Annotated in this window: 22 protein-coding genes; 12 read left to right on the top strand and 10 right to left on the bottom strand. The window is 67.5% G+C overall.

Annotation, left to right across the window (positions count from 1 at the left end):
• The first annotated feature begins 7 nt into the window (after window positions 1–7).
• Together AC5P68_RS05960 and AC5P68_RS05955 are read left to right on the top strand one after the other, a co-directional pair.
• Window positions 8–937: a DUF1684 domain-containing protein gene (locus tag AC5P68_RS05960; RefSeq protein ID WP_288469384.1), complete on the top strand. Its 930-nt coding sequence runs from the start codon at window positions 8–10 to the stop codon at window positions 935–937.
• A gap of 1 nt (window position 938) precedes the next feature.
• Entirely contained in the window at window positions 939–1,895 is a 957-nt protein-coding gene (locus AC5P68_RS05955) for a TraB/GumN family protein (RefSeq protein ID WP_024958298.1), read from the top strand.
• A 72-nt stretch (window positions 1,896–1,967) separates the two neighbouring features.
• Here the strand turns inward: AC5P68_RS05955 and phaR are convergent, their stop codons facing one another.
• The 3 genes from phaR to gluQRS form a co-directional block, all read right to left on the bottom strand.
• Window positions 1,968–2,495, bottom strand: a complete 528-nt coding sequence (phaR, locus tag AC5P68_RS05950) for a polyhydroxyalkanoate synthesis repressor PhaR (protein ID WP_005410391.1) — start codon at window positions 2,493–2,495, stop codon at window positions 1,968–1,970.
• Window positions 2,496–2,680: 185 nt separating this feature from the next.
• Window positions 2,681–3,421, bottom strand: a complete 741-nt coding sequence (gene phbB / locus AC5P68_RS05945; protein WP_414497982.1) for an acetoacetyl-CoA reductase — start codon at window positions 3,419–3,421, stop codon at window positions 2,681–2,683.
• On the bottom strand, window positions 3,418–4,359 hold the full coding sequence (gene gluQRS, locus AC5P68_RS05940; protein WP_049404636.1) for a tRNA glutamyl-Q(34) synthetase GluQRS: 942 nt from the start codon (window positions 4,357–4,359) through the stop codon (window positions 3,418–3,420). The genes phbB and gluQRS overlap by 4 nt, the downstream gene beginning before the upstream one ends.
• 93 nt (window positions 4,360–4,452) lie before the next feature.
• Here gluQRS and htpX point away from each other — a divergent pair, with 93 nt between their 5' ends.
• The gene (gene htpX / locus AC5P68_RS05935; protein WP_005410387.1) at window positions 4,453–5,319 is read left to right on the top strand and encodes a protease HtpX; all 867 of its coding nucleotides are present in this window, start codon (window positions 4,453–4,455) and stop codon (window positions 5,317–5,319) included.
• 245 nt (window positions 5,320–5,564) lie between these two features.
• Here htpX and AC5P68_RS05930 read toward each other — a convergent pair whose 3' ends face one another.
• Window positions 5,565–6,392 carry an inositol monophosphatase family protein gene (locus AC5P68_RS05930; protein WP_005410386.1) on the bottom strand — a complete coding sequence of 276 codons (828 nt, stop codon included), beginning with the start codon at window positions 6,390–6,392 and terminating at the stop codon, window positions 5,565–5,567.
• Between the two features lie 120 nt (window positions 6,393–6,512).
• Between AC5P68_RS05930 and AC5P68_RS05925 the strand changes: the two genes are divergently transcribed.
• Genes AC5P68_RS05925 through AC5P68_RS05915 form a run of 3 tightly spaced genes read left to right on the top strand, consistent with a single transcriptional unit; the run spans window position 6,513 to window position 10,386 of the window.
• On the top strand, window positions 6,513–7,283 hold the full coding sequence (locus AC5P68_RS05925; protein ID WP_005414025.1) for an RNA methyltransferase: 771 nt from the start codon (window positions 6,513–6,515) through the stop codon (window positions 7,281–7,283).
• 47 nt (window positions 7,284–7,330) lie between these two features.
• On the top strand, window positions 7,331–8,263 hold the full coding sequence (locus tag AC5P68_RS05920; RefSeq protein ID WP_049404638.1) for a phosphate/phosphite/phosphonate ABC transporter substrate-binding protein: 933 nt from the start codon (window positions 7,331–7,333) through the stop codon (window positions 8,261–8,263).
• Entirely contained in the window at window positions 8,260–10,386 is a 2,127-nt protein-coding gene (locus AC5P68_RS05915; RefSeq protein ID WP_049430192.1) for a putative bifunctional diguanylate cyclase/phosphodiesterase, read from the top strand. The genes AC5P68_RS05920 and AC5P68_RS05915 overlap by 4 nt, the downstream gene beginning before the upstream one ends.
• 67 nt (window positions 10,387–10,453) lie before the next feature.
• Here the strand turns inward: AC5P68_RS05915 and epmB are convergent, their stop codons facing one another.
• A complete protein-coding gene (gene epmB, locus AC5P68_RS05910; protein WP_049430190.1) occupies window positions 10,454–11,470 on the bottom strand; it encodes an EF-P beta-lysylation protein EpmB in 1,017 nt (338 codons plus the stop codon).
• Between the two features lie 120 nt (window positions 11,471–11,590).
• On the opposite strand from epmB, the gene efp reads away from it, so the two are divergent.
• The 5 genes from efp to AC5P68_RS05885 all read left to right on the top strand — a co-directional run bounded on the left by efp (window position 11,591) and on the right by AC5P68_RS05885 (window position 15,850).
• On the top strand, window positions 11,591–12,157 hold the full coding sequence (gene efp, locus AC5P68_RS05905) for an elongation factor P (protein WP_005410381.1): 567 nt from the start codon (window positions 11,591–11,593) through the stop codon (window positions 12,155–12,157).
• A 199-nt stretch (window positions 12,158–12,356) separates the two neighbouring features.
• Window positions 12,357–13,700, top strand: a complete 1,344-nt coding sequence (locus AC5P68_RS05900; RefSeq protein WP_005410380.1) for a TRZ/ATZ family hydrolase — start codon at window positions 12,357–12,359, stop codon at window positions 13,698–13,700.
• A 25-nt stretch (window positions 13,701–13,725) separates the two neighbouring features.
• The gene (ubiG, locus tag AC5P68_RS05895) at window positions 13,726–14,442 is read left to right on the top strand and encodes a bifunctional 2-polyprenyl-6-hydroxyphenol methylase/3-demethylubiquinol 3-O-methyltransferase UbiG (protein WP_005410379.1); all 717 of its coding nucleotides are present in this window, start codon (window positions 13,726–13,728) and stop codon (window positions 14,440–14,442) included.
• The gene (locus tag AC5P68_RS05890) at window positions 14,439–15,134 is read left to right on the top strand and encodes a phosphoglycolate phosphatase (RefSeq protein WP_414498159.1); all 696 of its coding nucleotides are present in this window, start codon (window positions 14,439–14,441) and stop codon (window positions 15,132–15,134) included. Before ubiG ends, AC5P68_RS05890 begins: the two co-directional genes overlap by 4 nt.
• An 11-nt stretch (window positions 15,135–15,145) precedes the next feature.
• A complete protein-coding gene (locus AC5P68_RS05885; RefSeq protein ID WP_033834682.1) occupies window positions 15,146–15,850 on the top strand; it encodes a squalene/phytoene synthase family protein in 705 nt (234 codons plus the stop codon).
• A 105-nt stretch (window positions 15,851–15,955) separates the two neighbouring features.
• Here AC5P68_RS05885 and AC5P68_RS05880 read toward each other — a convergent pair whose 3' ends face one another.
• The 3 genes from AC5P68_RS05880 to yidD are packed head-to-tail and all read right to left on the bottom strand — an operon-like array spanning window position 15,956 to window position 18,406.
• Window positions 15,956–16,804: a M23 family metallopeptidase gene (locus AC5P68_RS05880; RefSeq protein WP_005414018.1), complete on the bottom strand. Its 849-nt coding sequence runs from the start codon at window positions 16,802–16,804 to the stop codon at window positions 15,956–15,958.
• The gene (locus AC5P68_RS05875) at window positions 16,804–18,150 is read right to left on the bottom strand and encodes a dihydroorotase (RefSeq protein WP_012480835.1); all 1,347 of its coding nucleotides are present in this window, start codon (window positions 18,148–18,150) and stop codon (window positions 16,804–16,806) included. The genes AC5P68_RS05880 and AC5P68_RS05875 overlap by 1 nt, the downstream gene beginning before the upstream one ends.
• A gap of 1 nt (window position 18,151) precedes the next feature.
• Window positions 18,152–18,406, bottom strand: coding sequence for a membrane protein insertion efficiency factor YidD (yidD, locus tag AC5P68_RS05870; RefSeq protein WP_080240779.1), 255 nt, complete (start codon window positions 18,404–18,406; stop codon window positions 18,152–18,154).
• 272 nt (window positions 18,407–18,678) lie between these two features.
• Between yidD and dksA the strand changes: the two genes are divergently transcribed.
• On the top strand, window positions 18,679–19,908 hold the full coding sequence (gene dksA / locus AC5P68_RS05865) for an RNA polymerase-binding protein DksA (protein ID WP_005414015.1): 1,230 nt from the start codon (window positions 18,679–18,681) through the stop codon (window positions 19,906–19,908).
• A gap of 652 nt (window positions 19,909–20,560) precedes the next feature.
• Here the strand turns inward: dksA and AC5P68_RS05860 are convergent.
• Entirely contained in the window at window positions 20,561–21,808 is a 1,248-nt protein-coding gene (locus AC5P68_RS05860) for an MFS transporter (protein WP_049404644.1), read from the bottom strand.
• A complete protein-coding gene (locus tag AC5P68_RS05855) occupies window positions 21,805–22,257 on the bottom strand; it encodes a SufE family protein (RefSeq protein WP_005410372.1) in 453 nt (150 codons plus the stop codon). Before AC5P68_RS05855 ends, AC5P68_RS05860 begins: the two co-directional genes overlap by 4 nt.
• Between the last annotated feature and the right edge of the window lie 40 nt (window positions 22,258–22,297).

Here is a 22,297-nt window from a genome sequence, read left to right as displayed (position 1 = left end):
AGCATCGATGCGTTATCGGGGAATGGGCGGCCTGCTGGCCGCCTTGCTGTTGGCCGCGTGCAGTCCGGCAACACCGCCGGCGCCGAAGGTTACCGAAGATCCGGCCTATGCGGCCGCGCAGCAGCAATGGCGGGTGGCCCGCTACCAGGACCTGACCCGGCCCGATGGCTGGACGGCCCTGGTCGGCCTGCACTGGCTGCAGAACAAATCACACTTCGTCGGCAGTGGTGCCACCAACGGCATCCGCCTGACGGTTGGCCCGGACAAGCTGGGCCTGCTGCGTCGCGAGGGCAGCCAGTGGTGGTTCACGCCCGAAGCCGGTGTGGATGTCAGCCATGATGGCCAGCCGGTGCGCGGCCGTATCCGCATCGACACCGACAAGGATCCGCAGCCAACCCTGTTGGCCTTCGACGGTGGCAAGGGCCAGCTCAGCATCATCCGGCGCGGTCCGCGCGATGCGCTGCGGGTCAAGCATGCCGATGCGCCGGCGCGCCGTGATTTCGCCGGGCTGGAGTACTGGCCGGGTGGCCCGGACTGGCAGGTGCAGGCACGCTTCATCCCGCATCCGGCGGGCAAGACCCTTCCCATTGTCGACATCACCGGCCTGACCACCGAGATGCCCAATGCGGGTGCGGTCGAATTCGAACGCGACGGCCGCACATGGCGGCTGGAGGCGATCGGAGCCACCGGGCAGCCGCTGTTCCTGATCTTTGCCGACCGCACCAGTGGCCGCGGCAGTTATCCGGCCGGGCGCTATCTGGATACCGATGCGCCGGCAGCCGACGGCACGCTACGCATCGATTTCAATCATGCCTACAACCCGCCGTGTGCATTCACCGCGTATGCCACGTGCCCGCTGGCGCCGCCGGAAAACCGGCTGGACGTGCGCATGGAAGCGGGCGAGAAGGCCTACCACCTGTCTGAAGGAGAGGGCTGAGATGCCGTTGAAGGGACTGTTCCGTGCAACGCTGCTGATGGCAGCGTTTGCAATCGCACCGCTGGCACCGGCGCGCAATGCACCGGCCACCGACGCCGCTGCCACGGCGGCGGCCAAGCCGCCGGTGCCGCTGCTGTGGAAGGTGACCGGCCCGGGTGATTCACGCGTATACCTGCTTGGATCATTCCACCTGTTGAAACCGCAGGACTACCCGCTGTCGCCCGATGTCGAGCAGGCCTTCGAGGCCTCGCAGCGGGTCGTGTTCGAACTGTCGCCGGAGGACATGCAGTCGCCGCAGCTGGCCAGCCGCATGGTGCAGGCTGCAGTGCGCACCGATGGCAGCGAGCTCAAGCGCGATCTCGACGCGGCCACCTGGCAGAAGCTGCAGGCGTTCGCATCCGAGAACAAGCTTCCGTTGGCACAGATGCAGGGCATGAAGCCCTGGTTCGTCGGCCTGAGCATTTCGGTCGGGCAGATGCAGAAGATGGGCCTGGACCCGGCGCTGGGCCTGGACCGTCATTTCATGGAGCGCGCGCAGAAGACCGGCCGCAGGACCGCTGGGTTGGAAGACATCGATACCCAGATCGGCATGCTCGACGGCATGACCGTGCAGGAGCAGCGACAGATGCTGTCCGAGGCGCTGGATCAGGCGGGCAAGGGCGATGAGCAGGCGCGCCAGCTGCATGATGCCTGGCGGCGAGGCGATGAGCGCGTGTTGTGGACGAAGATGGCCGCGGAAATGCGCCAGCAGTACCCGCAGCTTTACCAGCGCATCAACACCGGGCGCAACGATGCGTGGGTACCGAAGCTGCTGCCGTACCTGCAGGCCGGGCAGGGTGGCACGCTGGTGGTGGTCGGTACGCTGCACCTTCTGGGCGGTGACGGCGTGGTCGAGAAGCTGAAGGCGAAGGGCTACAAGGTCGAACGCGTATGCACGGGGTGCAAAGCGAAACGTTGATGCTCCCCCGGGGCACAAAACAAAGCGGCGCGCCATTGGGCGCGCCGTTTTCGTATCCGCCGGTACATCGGCTCAGCGGCGGGTCTTGCCGCCGGTGCCGGTACCGGGTTCGTTGGGCTTGTTGCCGGTGCCGGTACCGGTGCCACCCGGTCGCGGACCACCGAAACCGGTGCCCATGCTGCGCTGGAATTCCTGCCACAGCTCCAGGTTGCGCTCGGTCAGCTGGTTCATCATCGCCCACGGGGTCTGGCCCAGCAGGTTGCCCATCTGCTGGCGGAACTGCTGCTGCTGGTCGAGGAAGACCTGCATGCTGCGCTCCAGGTAGTTGCCCATGAAGCCCTGCAGGGAATCGCCGTAGAAGCGGATCAGCTGGCTCAGCAGCTGGGTGGACAGCATCGGTTCGCCGTCCTGTTCCTGGTCGGCGATGATCTGCAGCAGGACCGAACGGGTGAGGTCGTCGCCGCTCTTGGCGTCACGGACTTCGAAGTCTTCACCGTCCAGGATCAGCTGGCGCACGTCCTCGATGGTGATGTAGCTGGAGATCTCGGTGTCGTAGAGACGGCGGTTCGGATACTTCTTGATGATGCGGGTCGCAGCCATTGAAGCGGTCACTCGTCACAGTAGATGCGAAGCATGGCGCAGTGCAGCAGCCGTTGCAACCGCCTCAGCCCCCGCCAGGCTTGGCTTTCACAGGGGATCATGTTGCGCAACAAGGGTTTGCGTGCTGCGCAGCATGACCATCGGCAGGGGCGGCGGGTGTGCGCCGCCGAGGCCGCCGGCGCGGCTTACCAACCCATATGGTGGCCGCCATTGATGTCCAGGTTGCTGCCGGTGATCCACGAGGCTTCCTCCGCCACCAGGAAGGACACCCCGTAAGCGATTTCCTCCGGCTTGCCGAGGCGCCCGGTGGGAATGTCGGCGACGATCTTGGCGCGCACTTCCTCCGGCACCGCCATCACCATGTCGGTCGCGACGTAGCCGGGCGAAATGGTGTTGACGGTAATGCCGAAGCCGGCGTTCTCGCGCGCCAGCGAGATGGTGAAGCCGTGCATGCCGGCCTTGGCCGCCGCGTAGTTGGCCTGGCCGTACTGGCCCCTCAGGCCGTTGATCGAGCTGATCTGGATGACCCGGCCCCAGCCGCGGCGGCGCATGCCCTCGATGACCGGGCGGGTGACGTTGAACACCGAATTGAGGTTGGTGTTGATCACATCGTGCCACTGGTCCGCGCGCATGCGATGGAACGTGGTGTCGCGGGTGATGCCCGCGTTGTTGACCAGGATCTCGACCGGGCCCAGCTCGGCCTCGACGGCGCGCACCAGCGCTTCGGCGCTGCCTGGATCGGAGACATCGCCCGGGAAGATCGACACGCTGTAGCCGCGTTCGGTCATTGCCTGCTGCCAGGCGCGGGCCTTGGCCTCGTCGCGGTAGTTGGTGGCGACCCGGTGGCCCTGGTCGGCCAGGCGTTGGCAGATGGCGGTGCCGATGCCGCCGGTTCCGCCGGTGACCAGTGCGACGCGAGATGTCATGGAGTGTTGTCCGGGTGTCGGGTGGGGGAAGGGGGATTCTGCAACATCGGCGCGGAAAGTGCGCCGGCTGGCAACAGGATGTCGGTCCGCGGCAGTCGTGCCGGGTCGAAGGCCTGCCGAGCGGTGGCCAGCAGCGTATCCAGGTCGTGCGCAGGTTCCAGCGCCCCGGGTGCCTGGCCGAGCAGCTTCCAGAGCTGGCGCAGCACGGGCAGCGGGTGCGAACTGTCCACCGGCAGCGCCGCCAGCGACTTGGACAGTTTGTGGCCCGGCGCATCCAGCAGCAGCGGCAGGTGCCAGTAGCGCGGCACCGCCAGCCCCAATGCCTGCTGCAGCAGGATCTGCCGCGCGGTGGAGTCGAGCAGGTCGGCGCCGCGCACCACTTCGGTCACTCCTTGTGCGGCGTCATCGACCACCACCGCCAACTGGTAGGCCCAGCAGCCATCGGCGCGGCGCAGCACGAAGTCGCCGACCTCGGCGTGCACGTCCTGCTGCTGCGGGCCGCGCAGGCCATCGTCGAAGTACACGATGCTGCCCGGTGGCACGCGGAAGCGGACGGCAGGGTCCGGTCGAGGTTGCCGGGCGACGCAACGATGGTGGATGCCGCCGTTGGCGGCCAGGTCGCTGCGGCTGCAGTGGCAGACAAAGGCCAGGTCGCTGGCCAGCAGCACGTCCAGCGCGGCCTGGTAGGCCTCGCCGCGGGTGCTCTGCCAGAGGATCGGGCCATCGTGGACCAGGCCGAACGCGGCCAGCGCCCGCAGCTGTGACTCGGCGGCGCCGGGCACGGTGCGTGGTGGATCGACGTCTTCGATGCGCAGCCGCCACAAGCCGCCGTTATGTCGCGCGAGCAGCCAGCTGCCGAAGGCGGCGAGCAGGGATCCGGGATGGAGCAGGCCGGTCGGCGAGGGCGCGAAACGACCGCAGGGAATGGGGGAGGTCATGCTGGCTGAATCGTCGGTCAGGTTGGCGCTTGAATTCAAGCTGACCACACCGCAAATTGACCGGTATCGACCCCTTCCGAGCCGGATTTTCCCATGTTTACCCGCATTGCCCTGTTCCTGGCGACCAACTTCGCGGTCCTGATTCTCGCCAGCATCGTGATGTCGTTGCTCGGGGTCAATCCAAGCCAGATGAGCGGCCTGCTGGTCATGGCCGCGATCTTCGGCTTCGGTGGCTCCTTCATCTCGCTGCTGCTCTCCAAGTGGATGGCCAAGCGCTCCACCGGTGCGGTGGTGATCACTGAGCCGCGCAACCAGACCGAGCGCTGGCTGCTGGCCACCGTCGAGCGCCAGGCCAAGGCGGCCGGTATCGGCATGCCCGAAGTAGCGGTGTACGAAGGCCCGGAGATCAACGCCTTCGCCACTGGTGCCAACCGCAACAACGCGCTGGTGGCGGTGTCCACCGGCCTGCTGCACAACATGAGCGAAGACGAGGCCGAAGCGGTGCTGGGCCACGAGATCGCCCACGTCGCCAACGGTGACATGATCACCATGGCGCTGCTGCAGGGCGTGCTGAACACCTTCGTGATCGTGCTGGCCCGCGTGGTCGGCGGCATCATCGACAGCGCGCTGTCGGGCAACCGCGAAGGCGGCGGCCGTGGCTTCGCCTATTACATCATCGTGTTCGTGCTGGAGATGGTGTTCGGCCTGTTCGCCACCATGATCTCGATGTGGTTCTCGCGCCACCGCGAGTTCCGCGCCGACGCCGGCGGTGCCTCGCTGGCCGGCCGCCAGAAGATGATCGCCGCGTTGGAGCGGCTGCAGCTGAACCACGGCCAGAGCACGCTGCCGACCCAGATTGCCGCCTTCGGTATTGCCGGTTCGACGGCGAAGAAGCTGTTCATGAGCCATCCGCCGCTGGAAGAGCGCATCGCCGCGCTGCGGGCGTCGACGGTGGCGTAAGTCTCCGTACTTCTACGGTAGTGCAGGAACGCCTGGCCCCGCGCCGGGCGTTTTTGTTTGCGCGGTGCATTGCTGATGCCGGATCGTGCCCGGGGGATCGTTTCCGCGACTGCGGGGAGGTGTCACTTTCTTTGCGCGCAAAGAAAGTGACACCCCTCCGCGGTCGCGGAAATGACTCTCCGTGCGCACAAACGAAAACGGCACCCTCGCAGGCGCCGTCTCCATGAACCGCATTACGCGAAACCTCAGAACTTCGCGTCGAACTCCGCCGCGTAGCCAGTGTTCACCAGCACCTTCTGCAGCGACTCGGCCACCTTCAGGTTGCCGGCAACGATCTGGTGGGTCTCCGGGCCACGGTTGTCCATCCGGCCCAGGGTCGCGCCCTTGAAGTCGCAGACCTTGCCACCCGCCTCGCGGACCAGCAGCAGCCCGGCAGCGATGTCCCACGCCTTCACGCCGGCTTCGAAATAGGCGTCGGCGCGGCCGCAGGCCACGTAGGCCAGGTCCAGCGCAGCCGAACCGGTGCGGCGGATGTCCTCAGCCTGGACCAGCAGGGTGTCGACCGACTTCAGCTGCGCGCTGGCGCGGCTGCGTTCGCGCGGGGCGAAGCCGGTGTGGATCATCGTGCCTTCCAGATCCTTGCGGTCGGCCACGCGGATGCGGCGGTCGTTCAGCACGGCGCCGGCGCCACGGCTGGCGGTGAACAGTTCATTGCGCAGCGGATCGAAGATGACGGCATCGGTCGGCTCGCCGTTCTCGACCAGGGCGATCGACACGCAGTAGTGCGGCACGCCGCGCAGGTAGTTGCTGGTGCCATCCAGCGGGTCGATGACCCACATCTGGCGGCGCTCGCCCTGCACGCCACCTTCTTCACCGAAGATGCCGTAATCCGGGTAGGCGCGCTTGAGTTCCTTGACGATGACCTTTTCCGCGTCCGCATCCACTTCGCTGGCGTAGTCCATCCGGCCCTTCTGCACCACGTTCAGTGCCTCGAGCTTGTTGATGTTGCGCAACAGGACGTTGCCGGCGAGGCGGGCGGCCTTGACCATGACGGTGACGGCGGGTTTCTGCATGGCGTGGGCTCCCGGAAAGGCAGAAGAGATGGACTGGCGGGGGAAAAGAGCGGGTCCGGCGCAGTGGCCGGCCGCACAGTTTACCATTGGTCATCGTCCAGCTCGACCTTTTCCCTGTTCATGTCCCAGTTTCCCGCCGCCACCCGCCTCCGATTTGTCCTGGTCGGTACCCAGCACCCCGGCAACATGGGGGCTGCCGCCCGCGCCCTGAAGACCATGGGCCTGGCCCGCCTGGTGCTGGTCGCCCCCGAAAAGCCGCTGGACGAGGAGGCCTTCCGCCGCTCGGCCGGTGCCGAAGACGTGCTGGGGGACGCTCCGGTGGTGGCCACCCTGGCCGAGGCCGTGGCTGACTGCCGCCTGGTACTGGGTTGCACGGCCCGTGCCCGCCGCGTCCAGCTGGAGGAATACCTGCCGGCCGACGCTGCCGCCCGTGCGGTGGCCAAGGCGGGCGAAGGTGCCGAGGTCGCACTGGTATTCGGCCGCGAGCGCACCGGCCTGACCAACGAGGAGCTGCAGCTCTGCCACGCCGCAGTGCACATCCCGTCAGACCCGGAGTTCAGCTCGCTCAACCTGGCCGCCGCCGTGCAGGTGCTGGCGTACGAAACGCGCATGCAGCTGCTGGGCGCGCAGCCGGCCGCCGACGCCGAGCCGGGCTTCCGCGAACAGGCCGCCAGCCATGAGCAGATGGAGAGCTTCTTCGCCCAGCTCGGCGACACTCTGGACGAGATCGATTTCCACAAGGGCCGCGCGCCCGAATCGGCGATGCGCAAGCTGCGCCGCCTGTTCCTGCGCAGCGAGCCGAGCGAGCAGGAAGTGCGCCTGTTGCGCGGCATCCTCGCCGACACCCAGCGCATGGCGCGTCTGGCCCAGGCCGGCAGCAAGGACAGCTGACGACGTTCTCATTTTTTCGGGTAGTCTGTCTGGATACCCAGGGGGGGATGACGTCTGTGTCGGGTCTGCGAAAGGCAATGCAGGGGGGACTGCTGAGCCTGGCCATGGTCCTGCTGGCCGGAGCCGTGCATGCAGCACCGGATCCGGTGCTGGTGCTGGGCCGGATCAGCGATGACCCCCAGGCTCACTACGAGCAGCTGCAACCCCTGCTGGACTACGTGGTGGCGCGCATGCATGACGTTGGCATCCAGGAGGGGCGGGTACTGATGGCCCGCGACCCGCAGCAGATGGCCAGCTATCTGCGGCGGGGACGGGTCGACTGGGTCACGGAAACCTCCGGTACGGCGGTGGCACTGGGCCAGCGCAGTGGCGCGCGGCCGCTGCTGTTGACCGAGCGCAATGGGGTGCGCGAATACCAGACGGTGTTCTTCGTGCGCAGCGACAGTCCCATCCAGCGGGTGCAGGATCTGCGCGGCCATCGCCTGGCCCTGCAGAACACGGCATCCACCAGCGCCTACCTGGTGCCGGTGATGACTCTGCTGAACCATGGCCTGTCGCCGCAGATCCTGGCCGGGGTCTGGGACGTGCCAGGGCGTGACAGCGTGGGGTATGTGTTCGCGCGCAGCGAGTTGAACATCGCGACGTACGTGCACAAGGGGATGGCGGATGTGGGGGCGGTGAGCAGCGTGGACTGGAACGACGAGCGGCGGGTGCCGGCTGCATTCCGGCGCGATTTCCGCGAACTGCTGCGCACCGAACCCTACCCGCGTGCGGTGGAGATGGTCCGCGCCGACCTCGATGCGCGGGTGCGCGACCGCCTGCAGGAAGTCCTGCTGCAGGCCGCCAGCGACCCGCAGGCACAGGGTGCGTTGCATCGGTTTTTTGGCACTTCCGGTTTCCACCGTGTCGATGCGCATGCGCAGCAGCGGTTGGATGAATTGAAACAAGGATTGACGCGCGTGCGGATGGAAGTGGAATGAAGTGGCTCGGCTCGGGGATGCAGGCCCGGTTCCTGCTGGCGATGGGCGGAGCGATGGTCGTGGTGGTCGCCATCCTGGCGGTGCTGCTGGGGCGCCAGACGGCGATGCAGAGCGAGGTGCGCACCCTCAGCGGTGGCGTCATCCATGAATTGTTCGACCGCAGCGTGCGCAGCCGCGGCGAGGCGATGGCACGCGAGTTGTCCGATGCGCTGGCCAACCCGCTGTATTACCGCGACCTGGACCAGGTCGGCGTGCTGGTGCGCAGCACGGCGCGACAGCCGGTGGTGCGCTATGTACTGGTGTTCGACGAGCGCGGCCGGCTGGTGCACGACGGCTCGGTCGAGGTCCCGGGATTCGGCCAGCCGATGGCCGATCCCCTGGCGCCCAAGGCTGCGGCGGCGCAGGCCTTGCTGGTGCAGGAATCGCCGAAGGTGCTGGACAACACGATGCCGATCATGGTCGGCAACCAGCGCATCGGCGGCGTCCGCGTCGGCATGGCGCTGGACGAAGTGCAGCAACGCGAACAGGCGGCCAACGCCACCCTTGGCGAGCGCCTGCAACTGGTCGGCAGCCGCCACCTGGGTTGGTTGCTGCTGATGCTGGGGTTGCTGGTGGTGATCGGCGTGGTGGTGATCCTGTACGTGCAGCGCACGCTGGTCGCGCCGATCCGCGATCTGGCCGCGGCCGCGCGCCGCATCGAGGCCGGTGACTACCAGACGCCCCTGGCCGAGAACACCCGTGACGACGAAGTGGGTGAGCTGGTGCGCGGCTTCGCCCGCATGCGCGATGCGATCGCCCGCCATGACCGTGAAGTGCGGCGCATGGCCTATACCGATGCGCTGACCGGGCTGACCAACCGGCTGGCATTCCGCGAAGCGCTGGACCATCGGCTGATGGCGGCGCGTGCCGCCAATCACCGGTTGGGCCTGCTGTTCGCCGACATCGACGATTTCAAGCGGGTCAACGACACGCTTGGCCATGAGGCCGGTGACGAGGCGTTGCTGCAGTTCGCACAGCGCATCGGCCGCGCCGTTGCGGAGGCAGGCGGCGACGAGGCCCTGCTGGCCCGCTTCGGCGGTGACGAGTTCGTGATCCTGGTGGGCGACGGTGATGTGGCCGCCAACGCGCGGCTGCTGGCCGAAGTGCTGGTGCGCGAGCTGGGCAGGCCGCTGGTGGTGCAGGGCAGGGAGCTGTTCCTGGGCACCTCGATCGGCGTGACCCTGTTCCCCGACGATGCGGCCGATGCGACCACCCTGTTGAAAAACGGCGACATCGCCATGTACCAGGCGAAGATGGCCGGCAAGAACTGCTATCGCTACTACAGCCGGGCGATGGACCACGCGGTCGAACGTCGCGTGCATATGGAACAGGAGCTGCGCGGGGCCTGGGAGCGCGGCGAACTGCGCCTGGCCTACCAGCCGATCTTCCGCATGCGCGACCGCCGCATGGTCGGCGTCGAAGTGCTGCTGCGCTGGCAGCATCCGACCCTGGGCACGATTCCGCCATCGGTGTTCATCGAGGTGGCCGAGCAGAGCGGCCTGATCGAGATCATCGGGCCGAAAGTACTGCGTGCGGCCTGCATGGAGGCCTCGCAATGGCCACGTGGCGTGGCAGGCGACGACCTGTTCGTATCGGTCAACGTGTCACCGCGGCAGCTGCGCGGCGGCGAACTGCCGGCGCTGGTCGCGCAATGCCTGCATGAGTCCGGGCTGCCTGCGTCGCGCCTGCATCTGGAGCTGACCGAGACCGCGGTGATCGGTGACGAGATGGTCGCGGCGCAGCTGCTGGACAAGCTGCACCGCACCGGCGTGAAGGTCTGGCTGGATGATTTCGGGACCGGCTTCTCTGGGCTCAGTCATCTGCGCCAGGTGCCGGTGGACGGCGTGAAGATCGACAAGAGCTTCGTGGCCGACATGCAGCGTGATCCCGACGACCTCGCATTGACCACGGCGATCATCGCCATGGCCCACGCGCTGGGCATCACGGTGGTGGCCGAGGGCATCGAGCAGCAGGCGCAGTTCGAACTGCTGGCGCAGCGCGGCTGCGATCTGGGGCAGGGCTACTGGCTGAGCCACCCGGTCACCGCCACCGAAGTGGTGCGGATGATCGAATCGGGCGTTTGACCGATTGACGTTGTAGCGGGGTCAGATCCCTTTTCCGCAGGAAAAGGGATCTGACCCCGCTACGGAATTACACCGGGCGCTTGCTCGGGTCGCCGGGCAGTTCGCGCACCAGCTTCGGGACCAGATAGCCGGACAGGCGCGCGGTCAACCCGGCAATCAATGCCTTGGCCTGGGTGTCGTCCACTTCGAAGTGGGCCACGCCCTCGACCCGGTCCAGCTGGTGCAGGTAGTAGGGCAGCACGCCGGCGGCGAAGCTGCGCTCGCTCAGGTCCTGCAGGGCCTGCACGCTGTCGTTGACCCCGCGCAGCAGCACCGCCTGGTTCAACAGCTGGGCGCCGATGCCGCGCAGGCGGGCCATCGCCGTGTCCACGCTGGCATCGAATTCATTGGCATGGTTGGCGTGGACCACGACCGCCAGCGGCCACGGCAGGCTGCCCAGCCAGGAGACCAGTTCATCGTCCACGCGCTCGGGCAGCACGATCGGCAGGCGGCTGTGGATGCGCAGGCGGCGGATATGCGGGATCGCGCGCAGGGCGTCGGTCAGCTCGACCAGCTTGTGCGTGGCCAGCGACAGCGGGTCACCGCCGGACAGGATCACCTCGTCGATGTCCGGGTCGGCGGCGATGGCGGCTACGGCCTCCTGCCAGCCACCCTTGGCGGCGTTCTCCGCGCCATAGTCGAAGTGGCGGCGGAAGCAGTAGCGGCAGTTGATCGCACAGCTGCCCGTCGCCACCAGCAGGGCGCGGCCACGGTATTTCTGGATGACGCCGGTGGCCTTCTTGGCCGCACCATCACCCACCGCATCGAAGCTGAACCCGGGCGCCGGGCGCATTTCCTCGTCGATCGGCAGCACCTGCCGCAGCAGCGGATCGGCCGGATCGCCCTTGCGCATGCGGGCCACGAACCCCTCCGGCACGCGCAGCGCGAACTGGGCCATGGCCGCTTCGGAGACGCCCAGTGCCGCCGGGTCCAGCTCCAGCCGGGCCAGCAGCGCCTGCGGGTCGCGCAGTGCCTGGCGCCAGAGCTGCTGCCAACGCGCGGGCGCGCCTGGCGACTGGGGCCGGGGGAAGGCGGAAAGCTGCATGGAGAGGGGGCCTGCGGTTATCATGGGGGCAGAAAAACAGTCGCCCACCGGCATCCGGTGGGCTTTCCATTCTAACGGCTCGCCGCACCCGCGGCGTTTTTGCCACTCAGGAGTTTACGCATGGCCAGCTACGGCATGAACGACGTCAAGAACGGGATGAAGATCCTGGTCAACAACCAACCGGCCGTCATCATCGACACCGAATACGTCAAGCCGGGCAAGGGCCAGGCCTTCACCCGCGTGAAGTACCGCCTGATCAAGGACGGCCGTACCCAGGAAGTGACCATGAAGTCGACCGACTCGCTGGATGCAGCCGACGTCGTCGATACCGACATGAACTTCATGTACAGCGACGGCGAGTACTGGCACTTCATGGACCCGGAATCCTTCGAGCAGGTCCAGGCCACCAAGGCCGGCATGGGCGGCGCCGAGAAGTGGCTGAAGGGCGAGGAGTCCTGCGTGGTCACCCTGTGGAACGGTGAGCCGATCTTCGTGCAGCCGCCGAACTTCGTCGAGCTGAAGATCACCGAAACCGATCCGGGCGTCCGTGGCGACACCTCGGGCGGCGGCGGCAAGCCGGCCACCCTGGAAACCGGCGCCGTGGTCCGCGTGCCGCTGTTCGTGAACCAGGACGAAGTGATCCGCGTCGACACCCGTTCGGGCGAATACTCCGCACGCGTCAAGTAATCCGGCGCAGCCGGATTACGGTAGTGCCGGCCGCTGGCCGGATACGCGCCATCGCATTCGCGCTGGCGCTCCCATGATCTGCTTCGGCAGATCATGGGCCCCGCTTCACGGGTCTCCAGACCCCGCCGCTTCGCGGCAGCCCCTGACTCAGGGGCGTGTCCCCAGAAGTATCTCGCCGCCCCCCAGCCAGTGAGCCCGCATGAGCGATAGCCCGCACCTCCCCGAAGCCTGCGACCTGCTCATCGAAGCCGGTTACGTCGTTCCGATCGAGCCGCATGCGGTGGTGCTGGAAGACCATGCCGTTGCCGTGCGTGGCAGCGAGATCGTGGCCATCCTGCCGCGTGCCGAGGCGCGCGCACGGTTCCGCGCCACCCAGGTGGTCAGCCGCCCCGAGGCGGCGCTGATGCCGGGCCTGGTCAATGCGCACACGCACAACCCGATGACCCTGCTGCGCGGCGTCGCCGACGACCTGCCGCTGATGACTTGGCTGCAGCAGCATATCTGGCCGGTGGAAGCGGCGGTGATCGGCCCCGAATTCGTCGCCGACGGCACCACCCTGGCCATCGCCGAGATGCTGCGCGGCGGCACCACCTGCGCCAACGAGAACTACTTCTTCGGCGATGTGCAGGCCGCCGTCTACAAGAAGCATGGTTTCCGCGCGCTGGTCGGCGCGGTCATCATCGATTTCCCCACCGCCTGGGCCAAGACCGACGACGAGTACTTCGCCAAGGCCGGTGAACTGCATGACCAGTGGCGCACCGATCCGCTGATCGGCACCGCGTTCGCGCCGCATGCGCCGTATACGGTCAACGATGCCAACTTCGAGCGGGTGCGGATGCTGTCCGACCAGCTCGACATGCAGGTGCACCTGCACACCCACGAGACCGCGCAGGAGATCAACGATTCGATCAAGCTGCACGGCCAGCGCCCGCTGGCGCGGCTGGATCGCCTCGGCCTGGTCAACGACCGCCTGATCGCGGTGCACATGACCCAGCTGACCGATGCGGAAATCCACCTGTGCGCCGAGCGTGGCGTCAGCGTGGTGCATTGCCCGGAATCGAACCTGAAGCTCGCCTCCGGTTTCTGCCCGGCCTGCGCCCTGCAGCGCGCCGGCGTGAACCTGGCGATCGGCACCGACGGCTGCGCCAGCAACAACGACCTGGACATGTTCAGCGAGAACCGCACCGCGGCGATCCTGGCCAAGGCCGTGGCCGATGACGCCACCGCGCTGGACGCGGCGACCACGCTGCGCGCGTCCACCCTGGGCGGTGCCCGCGCGCTGGGCTTCGGCGAGCGCATCGGTTCGATCGAAGTTGGCAAGCAGGCGGACCTGGTCTGCGTCGACCTGTCCGCACTGGAAACCCAGCCGCTGCACAACGTGCTGTCGCAGCTGGTGTACGCCACCGGCCGTCAGCAGGTCAGCGACGTCTGGATCGCCGGCAAGCCGAAGCTGGTGCAGCGCGAGCTGGTCGGCATGGACCTGCCGGGCATCATCGCCAACGCGCGCCAGTGGCGCGAGCGCATCCGTCATATCCGCGCCTGAACCCCGGCGCCGCAAGGACTCCCTCATGACTGCCCCCCACGCTTCCTCCAATTTCGATCAGGCCGAGCTGGACAAGTTCGCCGCGCTGGCCAACCGCTGGTGGGACGCTGACGGCCCGCAGAAGCCGCTGCATGCGCTGAACCCGGTGCGCCTGAAATACGTGGCCGACCGCGTGCCGCTGCGCGGCGCACGCGTACTCGACATCGGTTGCGGTGGCGGCCTGTTGAGCGAAGCGCTGGCCCAGGCCGGCGCCGACGTCACCGCCATCGACCTGGCCCCGGAGCTGGTCAAGGTCGCGCGCCTGCATGCGCTGGAAAGCGGCGCCAAGGTCGATTACCGGGTGCAGGCCGCCGAGGACCTGGCCGCCGAGCAGCCGGGCAGCTTCGATGTGGTGACCTGCATGGAAATGCTGGAGCACGTGCCAGACCCGGGCGCGATCATCGAGGCCTGCAAGCGCCTGCTGAAGCCCGGCGGCCATCTGTTCCTGTCGACCATCAACCGCACCGCTGCCGCGTTCGCGGTGGCGATTGTCGGTGCCGAGTACGTGGCGCGGCTGCTGCCCAAGGGCACGCACCACTACCAGGAATTCATCAAGCCGGCCGAGCTGGCGCGCTGGTTGCGCGAGGCCGACATGCAGCTGGTGGACGTCAGCGGCATGGCCTACGAGCCGTGGCGCAACCACGCCCGCCTGAGCAGCCGCACCGACATCAACTACCTGGCCTACGCGGTCAAGCCGGCATGACCTCCGCCCGCTTCCCGCGTGCGGTGCTGTTCGACCTGGACGGCACGTTGCTGGACAGCGCGCCGGACTTCGTCGCCACCTGCAACGCGATGCTGGCCGAACGTGGTCGTGCACCCATCGATCCGGCCGCACTGCGCCCGGTGGTGTCGAAGGGCTCGCGGGCGATGGTCTCGGCCGCGTTCCCGGACCTGGATGCCGCTGCGCGCGATGCACTGATCCCGGAATTCCTGCAGCGCTATGAAGCGTTGATCGGCCAGCACGCAGTGCTGTTCGACGGCGTGGCCGGCATGCTCGCCGCGCTGGATGAGGCCGGTACGGTGTGGGGCATCGTCACCAACAAACCCGAGTACCTGGCGCGCCTGATCCTGCCGCAGCACGGCTGGCAGCAGCGCTGCGCGGTGCTGGTCGGCGGTGACAGCCTGGCCGAACGCAAGCCGCACCCGCTGCCGCTGCTGCACGCTGCGCAGGCCATTGGCATTGCCGCCGAAGACTGCGTGTACGTGGGTGACGACGAGCGCGACATCATCGCCGCACGCGCTGCCGCCATGCCGTCGGTGGCGGCGCTGTGGGGCTACCGCCTGCACAGCGACGACCCGCTGGCCTGGCAGGCCGACGTGCTGGTCGAGAACGCCGAACTTCTGCAACTGGCCAGTCTCTGGCCGACCCGGTCGGCAGCCCCGGCCCAGCCGTAAGGAATCACGTAGTGAGCAGTACCGCGCTGGACAGTTTCCTCGACAAGTGGCGCAGCCGTTGGCCGGAATGGTCGGTGGCCGCCCCGTTCGTGGCCGAATCGCAACGCGAGCTTGCCGTGGCGTGGTTTGCGCTGCTGCAGGAGTTCGACGACATGCTCAATACCGGCGGCGATCCGCTGCCGGCCGATGCCAAGCTGGCATGGTGGGGCGAGGAGCTGCGCAGCTGGGCCGGGCATCGTTCGCGCCATCCACTGGGCCGTCTGCTGGAGCCGGTGCGTGCGCCGTGGGTGCAGTTGGCCGAGGCGCTGCCGGATCTGGTTGAAGCACGCACCGTCGCGCTGGACGCCGCCAGTGCCGAGCGTGCGCTGGCCAACTACGCTGAAGCCGTGGCCGCGGTCGAGGCGGCCTTGTTCGCGGACAAGCCGCGCACCGGTGCCGGCCGTGCGGTGCAGCTGCAGACCCTGGCCCAGCGCCTGCAGGATGCCGGCGTGGCCGGTGTACCGCGCAGCCTGCTGGACGGTGATGCCAGCACGGCTGCACAGCGCTGGGCGCAGCATCTGTTGAAGGGTTGGGGCAGCCGCGTGCCCGGCCCGCGCCCGCGCCGTGTGTGGTCCAGCCTGGCGCGCGCCCGCGTTGCCGCGCAGGCCGCAGGCAAGCCGATTGAAGCGACCCCGGTGCGCACCTTGTTGCGCGTGTGGTGGGCCGCGCGCGGTTGATCGATCGGCGCTGTTGACTGCTTCTGGTGGGTGCGGACCTTGGTCCGCACGCTCTGTGAGGTTGTGCCGACCAAGGTTGGCACCCACCAAAGCGCATTGCGCGCGTTACTTGCGTTCCAGTACCAGTAGCGGATCGATACGGGTATCGAACCAGTTCATGCCCCAGTGCAGGTGCGGGCCGGTGGCGCGGCCGGTGGCGCCGACCGCGGCGATCACCTGGCCTTGTTCCACACGGTCGCCAACTTTTACGTCGATGCGCGACAGGTGCAGGAAGTTGGAGCTGACCCCGAAACCGTGGTCGAGCAGCAGCGTACCGCCGGTCAGGTACAGGTCCGGCCCGGCGAAGGTGACGATGCCGGCGGCCGGTGCCTTCACCGGCGTGCCGGTCGGTACCGCGATGTCCATGCCGGAATGACCGGCACCGGGCTGCCCGTTGTAGACGCGCGCATTGCCGAAGCGGCCACTGATACGGCCCTGCACCGGCCAGATGAAGGTCTGGGTGAAGTCGGTGCGGTCGTCATCGCGGGCACGTGCCGCGGTCACCTGCGCCTGTTCGCGCTTGATCCGCTCGGCAATCGCCGGCGGCGGGTTCACCGTCTTCGGCGGCACGCCGTTGACCCGCTCGGTGGGCCAGTCGCGCGGGGTCACCGCAATGGTCGCGGTCTCGCTGCCACCATCAGGGCGTTGCACCTGCACGCGCAGCGGACCCTTCTCGTCGCGGCCGATGCCGAACACCACGCTGCCATAGCCGCTCACCCGCAGTTGGCGGCCGGCGTACTGCACGCGGCTGCCGGCGGGTACCTTGCCGATCACCAGTGCGCCCTGCGACGCGCTGGCCGGGAACACCACGCGGCTGTCGATCAGGCTGCCGATGGCATCCTGCGCGTGAGCCGACGGTACGCTGAGCAGGGGCGCCGCCAGCAGCAGCGCCCCGGTAAATAGAGCCGCGCGCATCAGCGGTCGTAGGTCATGCGCTGGCCGGCGGGCTCGCCCACCAGTTTGCTGCCGTCCCACACCAGCTGACCATTGACCCAGGTGGAGGCCACGCGCGAACGGAAGGTCGTGCCTTCGAACGGCGACCAGCCGCACTTGGACAGCACGTCCTCGCGCTTGACGGTGAACGGCACGTCTTCCACCAGCACCAGATCGGCGAAGTAGCCTTCGCGCAGGAAGCCGCGCTCTTCCACGTCGAACAACTGTGCCGGCGCGTGTGCGAATTTCTGCACCACCTGCTCGCGGGTCAGCTTGCCTTCGTGCACGCGCTCCAGCGCGGCCACCAGCGCGTACTGCACCAGCGGCAGGCCCGACGGTGCCTGCGCGTACGGCTTCTGCTTCTCTTCCCAGGTGTGCGGCGCGTGGTCGGTGGCCAGCACGTCCAGCACGTCGTCGGCCAGCGCAGCGGTGATCGCCTCGCGGTCGGACACTTCCTTGATCGCCGGGTTGCACTTGATCAGGTTGCCCTTGGTCGCGTAATCCGGGCGCGCGAAGTGCAGGAAGTGCACGCAGGTCTCGGCAGTGATCTGCTTGCGGCTGCCGTCGGCGCGGATCAGCGGGCCCTTCTCGAACAGCGCCAGCTCATCGGCGGTGGAGATGTGCAGCACATGCAGGCGGGTGCCGTGCTTGCGCGCCAGCGACATCGCCAGGCGGGTCGACTTGATGCAGGCCTCGCGCGAACGGATGTCCGGATGCATGTCAGGGGTCAGCGCATCGCCGTACTTTTCCTGGAAGGCCTTCAGGTTGGCATCGATCATCGGCGTGTCTTCGCAGTGCGTGATGATCGGGGTCGGGCATTCGCGGAAGATCGCATCCAGCGTTTCCGGGTTGTCCACCAGCATGTTGCCGGTCGAAGCACCCATGAACACCTTCACGCCCGGGGCCTTCTTCGGGTCCAGCGCACGGATCGCGTCGAGGTTGTCATTGCTGGCGCCGTGGTAGAAGCCATAGTTGGCCCAGGCGCGGCCGCGCGCGAGCTCGTACTTGGCTTCGAGGATGGTCGAATCCAGCGTCGGCGGGTTGGTGTTGGGCATGTCCATGAAGCTGGTCAGGCCACCGGCCACGGCCGCGGCCGATTCGCTGGCGATGTCGCCCTTGTGGGTCAGGCCCGGTTCGCGGAAGTGCACCTGGTCATCGATCATGCCGGGCAGCAGCCAGCGTCCGGCCGCATCCACCACCTGCTCGCCGTCGCGCGGCGCCAGCCCGCTGCCGATCTGCGCGATGCGGCCGTTCTCGATGCGCAGGTCGCCGTCGAAGGTGCGGCCTTCGTTGACCATCCGGGCGTTGGTGATGAGGGTGGAGGACATGTCAGTGTTTTCCTGTGCAACGGCAAGAGGGGGCGTTGGGAGACTCGGGCACGGGGTCGAAGCCGCCGGGATGGAACGGGTGGCAGCGACCGAGCCGGCGTGCTGCCAGCCAGCTGCCGCGCAGCGGGCCGTGCCGCGAGATGGCTTGCATCGCGTATTCAGAACAGCTCGGCACGAAACGGCAGCGTGGCCCCAGCAAGGGGCTGATGAAGCGCTTGTAGAAGCGCAGCAGGGCAATGAGCAGGCGCGAGATCACCCAGTCATCTTATGCCAGTTGGCATGAAGGCCGCATTTGTGCAGGATGGGCCGTTGGTCGCATGTCGCCGATGGCCTGCGACCGGTACCAGCACCTGCGGGTGCTGGCCAGGTTCCGTACCGCGCAAGGCGGTCCGTGTTCGTCGGACTGCCTCCAAGGGCGCCTTGACTCCAGGACTGAATGGAGCAGGGTGCCGAGGTTGCTGCTGCGGGTCGGGTAGGCTATAAAGGCCCGCTTTCCCGGGCCCCGGGGAATCCAAGGAAGAGCGTTTCGTGGCTGCTAAAAAAACTGCAAAGAAGGCCGCAACGGCCGCCAAGAAAACCGCCAAGCCTGTTGTGAAGAAGTTGGCGGCAAAGCCCGTTGCCAGGAAACCGGCCAGCAAGCCGGCGACCAAGGCAGCGTCCTCGCAACCGGCGGCCAGGAAGGCCACCGCAAAGAAAACGCCGGTCAAGGCAACCAAGCCGGTGGCGAAGAAGGCTGCTGCGCCCGCCAAGGCCAAGCCTGCCGCTGCCAGCAAGAAGGCGCCGGTGGTGAAGAAGGCCGCCAGCAAGGCTGCGCCGGTGAAGAAGGCTGCCGCCAAGCCAGTGGCGAAGAAGGCAGCAACCAAGCCGGCGCCGAAGGCGGTGGTGAAGAAGGCTGCGGTCAAGCCGGTTGCCAAGCCCGCAGCAAAGAAGGTCGCTGCGGCCAAGCCGGTCGCCACACCTGCCGCTGTAAAGAAGGTTGCCAAGAATGTTGCCGCGCCGGCCGTAAAGCCGACCCCGGCCCCAGTAGTGAAGTCCGCACCGAAGCCTGCTGCCAAGCCGGCTCCGGCCAAGCCTGTCCCGGCCAAGACCGTGGCAGTGGCAGCAGCCCAACCGGCCTCCAAGCCGGCCCCGGCCGCCGCTCCTGCCGCCTCGAAGGCCCCGCAATCCAAGAATCCCGTGCCCGTTTCGAAATCGCCTGCCAAAACCGCCGTGAAATCCGATTCCGCCCCGAAGACCGTGTCGCGCCCTGTCGGCAAGGTTGCCGTGGCCGTCGCCGCCCGCTCGGCGGCACCGGCCCCGCGCAGCAAGTACAAGGTGGTCGAGTACAAGACCGACGAGGCCACCGGCCGCCCGATCCTGCCGGCTGGCTACAAGCCGTCCTCGGAAGAGGAATACATGAGCCCGCTGCAGCAGGAATACTTCCGCCAGCGCCTGCAGAACTGGCGCGCGGACCTGGTGGAAGAGTCCAAGCAGACCATCGAGAACCTGCGCGAGGAAGTGCGTGACATCGGCGACGAAGCCGAGCGTGCGACCCGCGAGACCGAGAACTCGCTGGAACTGCGTACCCGCGACCGCTATCGCAAGCTGATCGGCAAGATCGACAGCACCCTGAAGCGCCTGGAAGCGGGCGACTACGGTTACTGCGTCGACACCGGCGAGGAAATCGGCCTGGAACGCCTGGAAGCGCGCCTCACCGCCGAACGCACCATCGACGCCCAGGAGCGTTGGGAGCACCTGCAGAAGCAGCAGGGCGACTGATTCCCGCTCGTTGTATGGTCATGCAGAAAACCCGGCTTCGGCCGGGTTTTTTGTTGGGGTGGTTGACTGGGTAGAACGGCGCCTTCCGCGTATCAGAGGGAGCCTGCGGGTGGGTCCGGGCAGGACACGCTGCAAGTACATCCCTGTAAGCTCGGCCGCGGCATCCATGCCGCGGACGGTCCTGCCCGGACCCACCCGCAGGCTCTCAACGGTTTCCTGCGTGCGCGGCCGATGTAGGGCCGAGCCCACGTTCGGCTCAGGCCGAAGCTGGAGGGCAAGGAAGAGGAAAAGCAAAAGCAGAAAGCAAAAGCAGCCAAGCATGGCTTGACTCTACCAAGAGCGGTCATGCGTGCGCTCGCGGCTGTTGAGTCCGCCTTGTAGCGAGCCGAGCACCGCAGGGGAATCAGGGGCGAAGAGGCGCCGCTGTTTGAGCGCAGCGAGTTCGGCGCCGTCCCCTGATTCACCGAGGAGCACGGGGCACCGGCGCGCAGCGCCGGCTCGCGGATGGCGGAGCGTTTCTTTGGTTACTTTCTTTTCGCGAAAAGAAAGTAACACCCCGCCGCGGTCGCGGAAAAGGGCCGCCGGGCATGGCCCGGCGCTACCAATGCGTCGGCGCACGTAAAGCGGCTGTCGCGGAAACGACGAGCCGACGCTACTGCAGATCACGCAAATTCAGTTTCCGCAGCGTCGGGTTCTTCCACGCGGTGATCCCGGCCACGCTCAGCACCGCAAACCCACCCAGCACCACTGCAGGCACCAGCCCCAGCAGACGGGCCATCGTGCCGGCATAGAACGCGCCCAGCTCGTTGGACGAACTGATGAAGATGCCGTTGATCGACGACACCCGTCCGCGCATTTCTTCCGGCGTGGCCAACTGCAGGATGGTCGAGCGGATCACCACCGAGACGCCATCGAAGGCCCCATAGAACAGCAGGATCAGCGCCGACAGCCAGAAGTGCTGCGACAGGCCGAAGCCGATCACGCACAGGCCGAACCCCGCCACCGCGAACAGCAACACGCGGCCGGCATTGCGGTGCAGCGGGTGGCGGGCCAGCCACAGGCCCACGAACACCGAACCGAGCGCCGGCATCGCGCGCAGGATGCCGAGGCCCTCCGGACCGTGGTGCAGGATTTCGTGCAGGAAGGCCGGCAGCATCGCCACCACGCCGCCCAGCAGCACCGAGAACATGTCCAGCGCCATCGCGCCGACCATGATCCGGTTGCCGACCACGAATCGCGCGCCTTCGGCGATGCTCTTGAAGATCGGCGCGGCCGGACCGGTGTGCACCGGCTCCTCCACTTTCAGCGTGGCCAGGCAGGCCATCGCCACCAGCGCAAAGGCCGTAGCCACCGCGTAGGACAGGCCCTTGCCGCCGAAGCCGACCAGCACGCCGCCCAGCGCCGGGCCGGCCACCATGCCGGCCTGGAACACCACGGCGCCGAGGCCAGCGCCACGCGCGAACTGGTCACGGGCCAGCACGCGGGCGAACAGTGCGTTGTAGATTGGCGACAGGAAGGCGCGGACCATGCCGGTCAGGGCGATGGCCGCATAGATCGGCCACACGCCCTCGAACGGCAGCCAACCCGTCGCAACGCTGGTCAGCACCAGCGCCGTGGCGATCAGCCCGGAACAGGCGACCATGCCCAGCCGACGGCGCGGCAGGTGGTCGACCAGATAGCCGGCGAACGGCGCCACGCAGAAGAACGGCAGCACCTCGGCCAGGCCGACCAGGCCCAGCGAGAACGGATTGCGGGTGACTTCGTAGATGTGCCAGCCGACGGTGACCGCCACCACCTGGTAAGACAGCATCGCGAAGATGCGGTAGGCCAGCAGCTTGGCGAAACCGGGCCGGGACAGCAGGCCCAGCGCGGTGTCTTCGGCTGTGGCAGGCTCGCTCACGACGGGTCGCGCTGCAGCTGGGCCTGCGCGGTCTCGCGGATGAAGGCCAGCATCGCCGCCACGCCGTTGCTGCGGGTGGGGGAGAGGTGACGGGCCAGGCCGATGTCCTGGATGTAGCTGGGCTCGGTGTCCAGGATTTCCTGTGCCGAGCGCCCGGAGTACACGCGCAGGGCCAGGAAGATCAGGCCGGAAACGATGGCCGAATCACTGATGGCATGGAAGCGCAGCGACTGCGCGTTGCCTTCCGGCACGATCCAGACCATCGACTGGCAGCCGAGCAGGCGGTGCTCTTCGGTCTTCCATTCGTCCGGGAAGGCGGGCAGCTTGCGGCCGAGGTCGATCAGGTACTGGTAGCGCTCGGACCAGTCGCCGAAGAAGCCGAATTCCTCGGCGATGGCGGTCTGGGCCTCGGCGGCGGTAGGTTCAAGCGGGAACGGGGAGTCGGTCACAACAGTCTCTACAGTGGGGGCGTGGCCGGCGGGCCGGCCA

It is taken from the genome of Stenotrophomonas sp. YJH_SMC_58 (assembly GCF_059369635.1).
Note: the sequence above shows the minus strand (reverse complement) of the source record. Positions and strands in the feature narration are given on the sequence as shown.

Excerpts from the sequence above, each read along its gene's own strand:
- AC5P68_RS05960 (WP_288469384.1), top strand. The coding sequence starts at position 8 with ATGCGTTATCGGGGAATGGGCGGCCTGCTGGCCGCCTTGCTGTTGGCC.
- AC5P68_RS05955 (WP_024958298.1), top strand. The coding sequence starts at position 939 with ATGCCGTTGAAGGGACTGTTCCGTGCAACGCTGCTGATGGCAGCGTTT.
- phaR (WP_005410391.1), bottom strand. The coding sequence starts at position 2,495 with ATGGCTGCGACCCGCATCATCAAGAAGTATCCGAACCGCCGTCTCTAC.
- phbB (WP_414497982.1), bottom strand. The coding sequence starts at position 3,421 with ATGACATCTCGCGTCGCACTGGTCACCGGCGGAACCGGCGGCATCGGC.
- gluQRS (WP_049404636.1), bottom strand. The coding sequence starts at position 4,359 with ATGACCTCCCCCATTCCCTGCGGTCGTTTCGCGCCCTCGCCGACCGGC.
- htpX (WP_005410387.1), top strand. The coding sequence starts at position 4,453 with ATGTTTACCCGCATTGCCCTGTTCCTGGCGACCAACTTCGCGGTCCTG.
- AC5P68_RS05930 (WP_005410386.1), bottom strand. The coding sequence starts at position 6,392 with ATGCAGAAACCCGCCGTCACCGTCATGGTCAAGGCCGCCCGCCTCGCC.
- AC5P68_RS05925 (WP_005414025.1), top strand. The coding sequence starts at position 6,513 with ATGTCCCAGTTTCCCGCCGCCACCCGCCTCCGATTTGTCCTGGTCGGT.
- AC5P68_RS05920 (WP_049404638.1), top strand. The coding sequence starts at position 7,331 with ATGACGTCTGTGTCGGGTCTGCGAAAGGCAATGCAGGGGGGACTGCTG.
- AC5P68_RS05915 (WP_049430192.1), top strand. The coding sequence starts at position 8,260 with ATGAAGTGGCTCGGCTCGGGGATGCAGGCCCGGTTCCTGCTGGCGATG.
- epmB (WP_049430190.1), bottom strand. The coding sequence starts at position 11,470 with ATGCAGCTTTCCGCCTTCCCCCGGCCCCAGTCGCCAGGCGCGCCCGCG.
- efp (WP_005410381.1), top strand. The coding sequence starts at position 11,591 with ATGGCCAGCTACGGCATGAACGACGTCAAGAACGGGATGAAGATCCTG.
- AC5P68_RS05900 (WP_005410380.1), top strand. The coding sequence starts at position 12,357 with ATGAGCGATAGCCCGCACCTCCCCGAAGCCTGCGACCTGCTCATCGAA.
- ubiG (WP_005410379.1), top strand. The coding sequence starts at position 13,726 with ATGACTGCCCCCCACGCTTCCTCCAATTTCGATCAGGCCGAGCTGGAC.
- AC5P68_RS05890 (WP_414498159.1), top strand. The coding sequence starts at position 14,439 with ATGACCTCCGCCCGCTTCCCGCGTGCGGTGCTGTTCGACCTGGACGGC.
- AC5P68_RS05880 (WP_005414018.1), bottom strand. The coding sequence starts at position 16,804 with ATGCGCGCGGCTCTATTTACCGGGGCGCTGCTGCTGGCGGCGCCCCTG.
- AC5P68_RS05875 (WP_012480835.1), bottom strand. The coding sequence starts at position 18,150 with ATGTCCTCCACCCTCATCACCAACGCCCGGATGGTCAACGAAGGCCGC.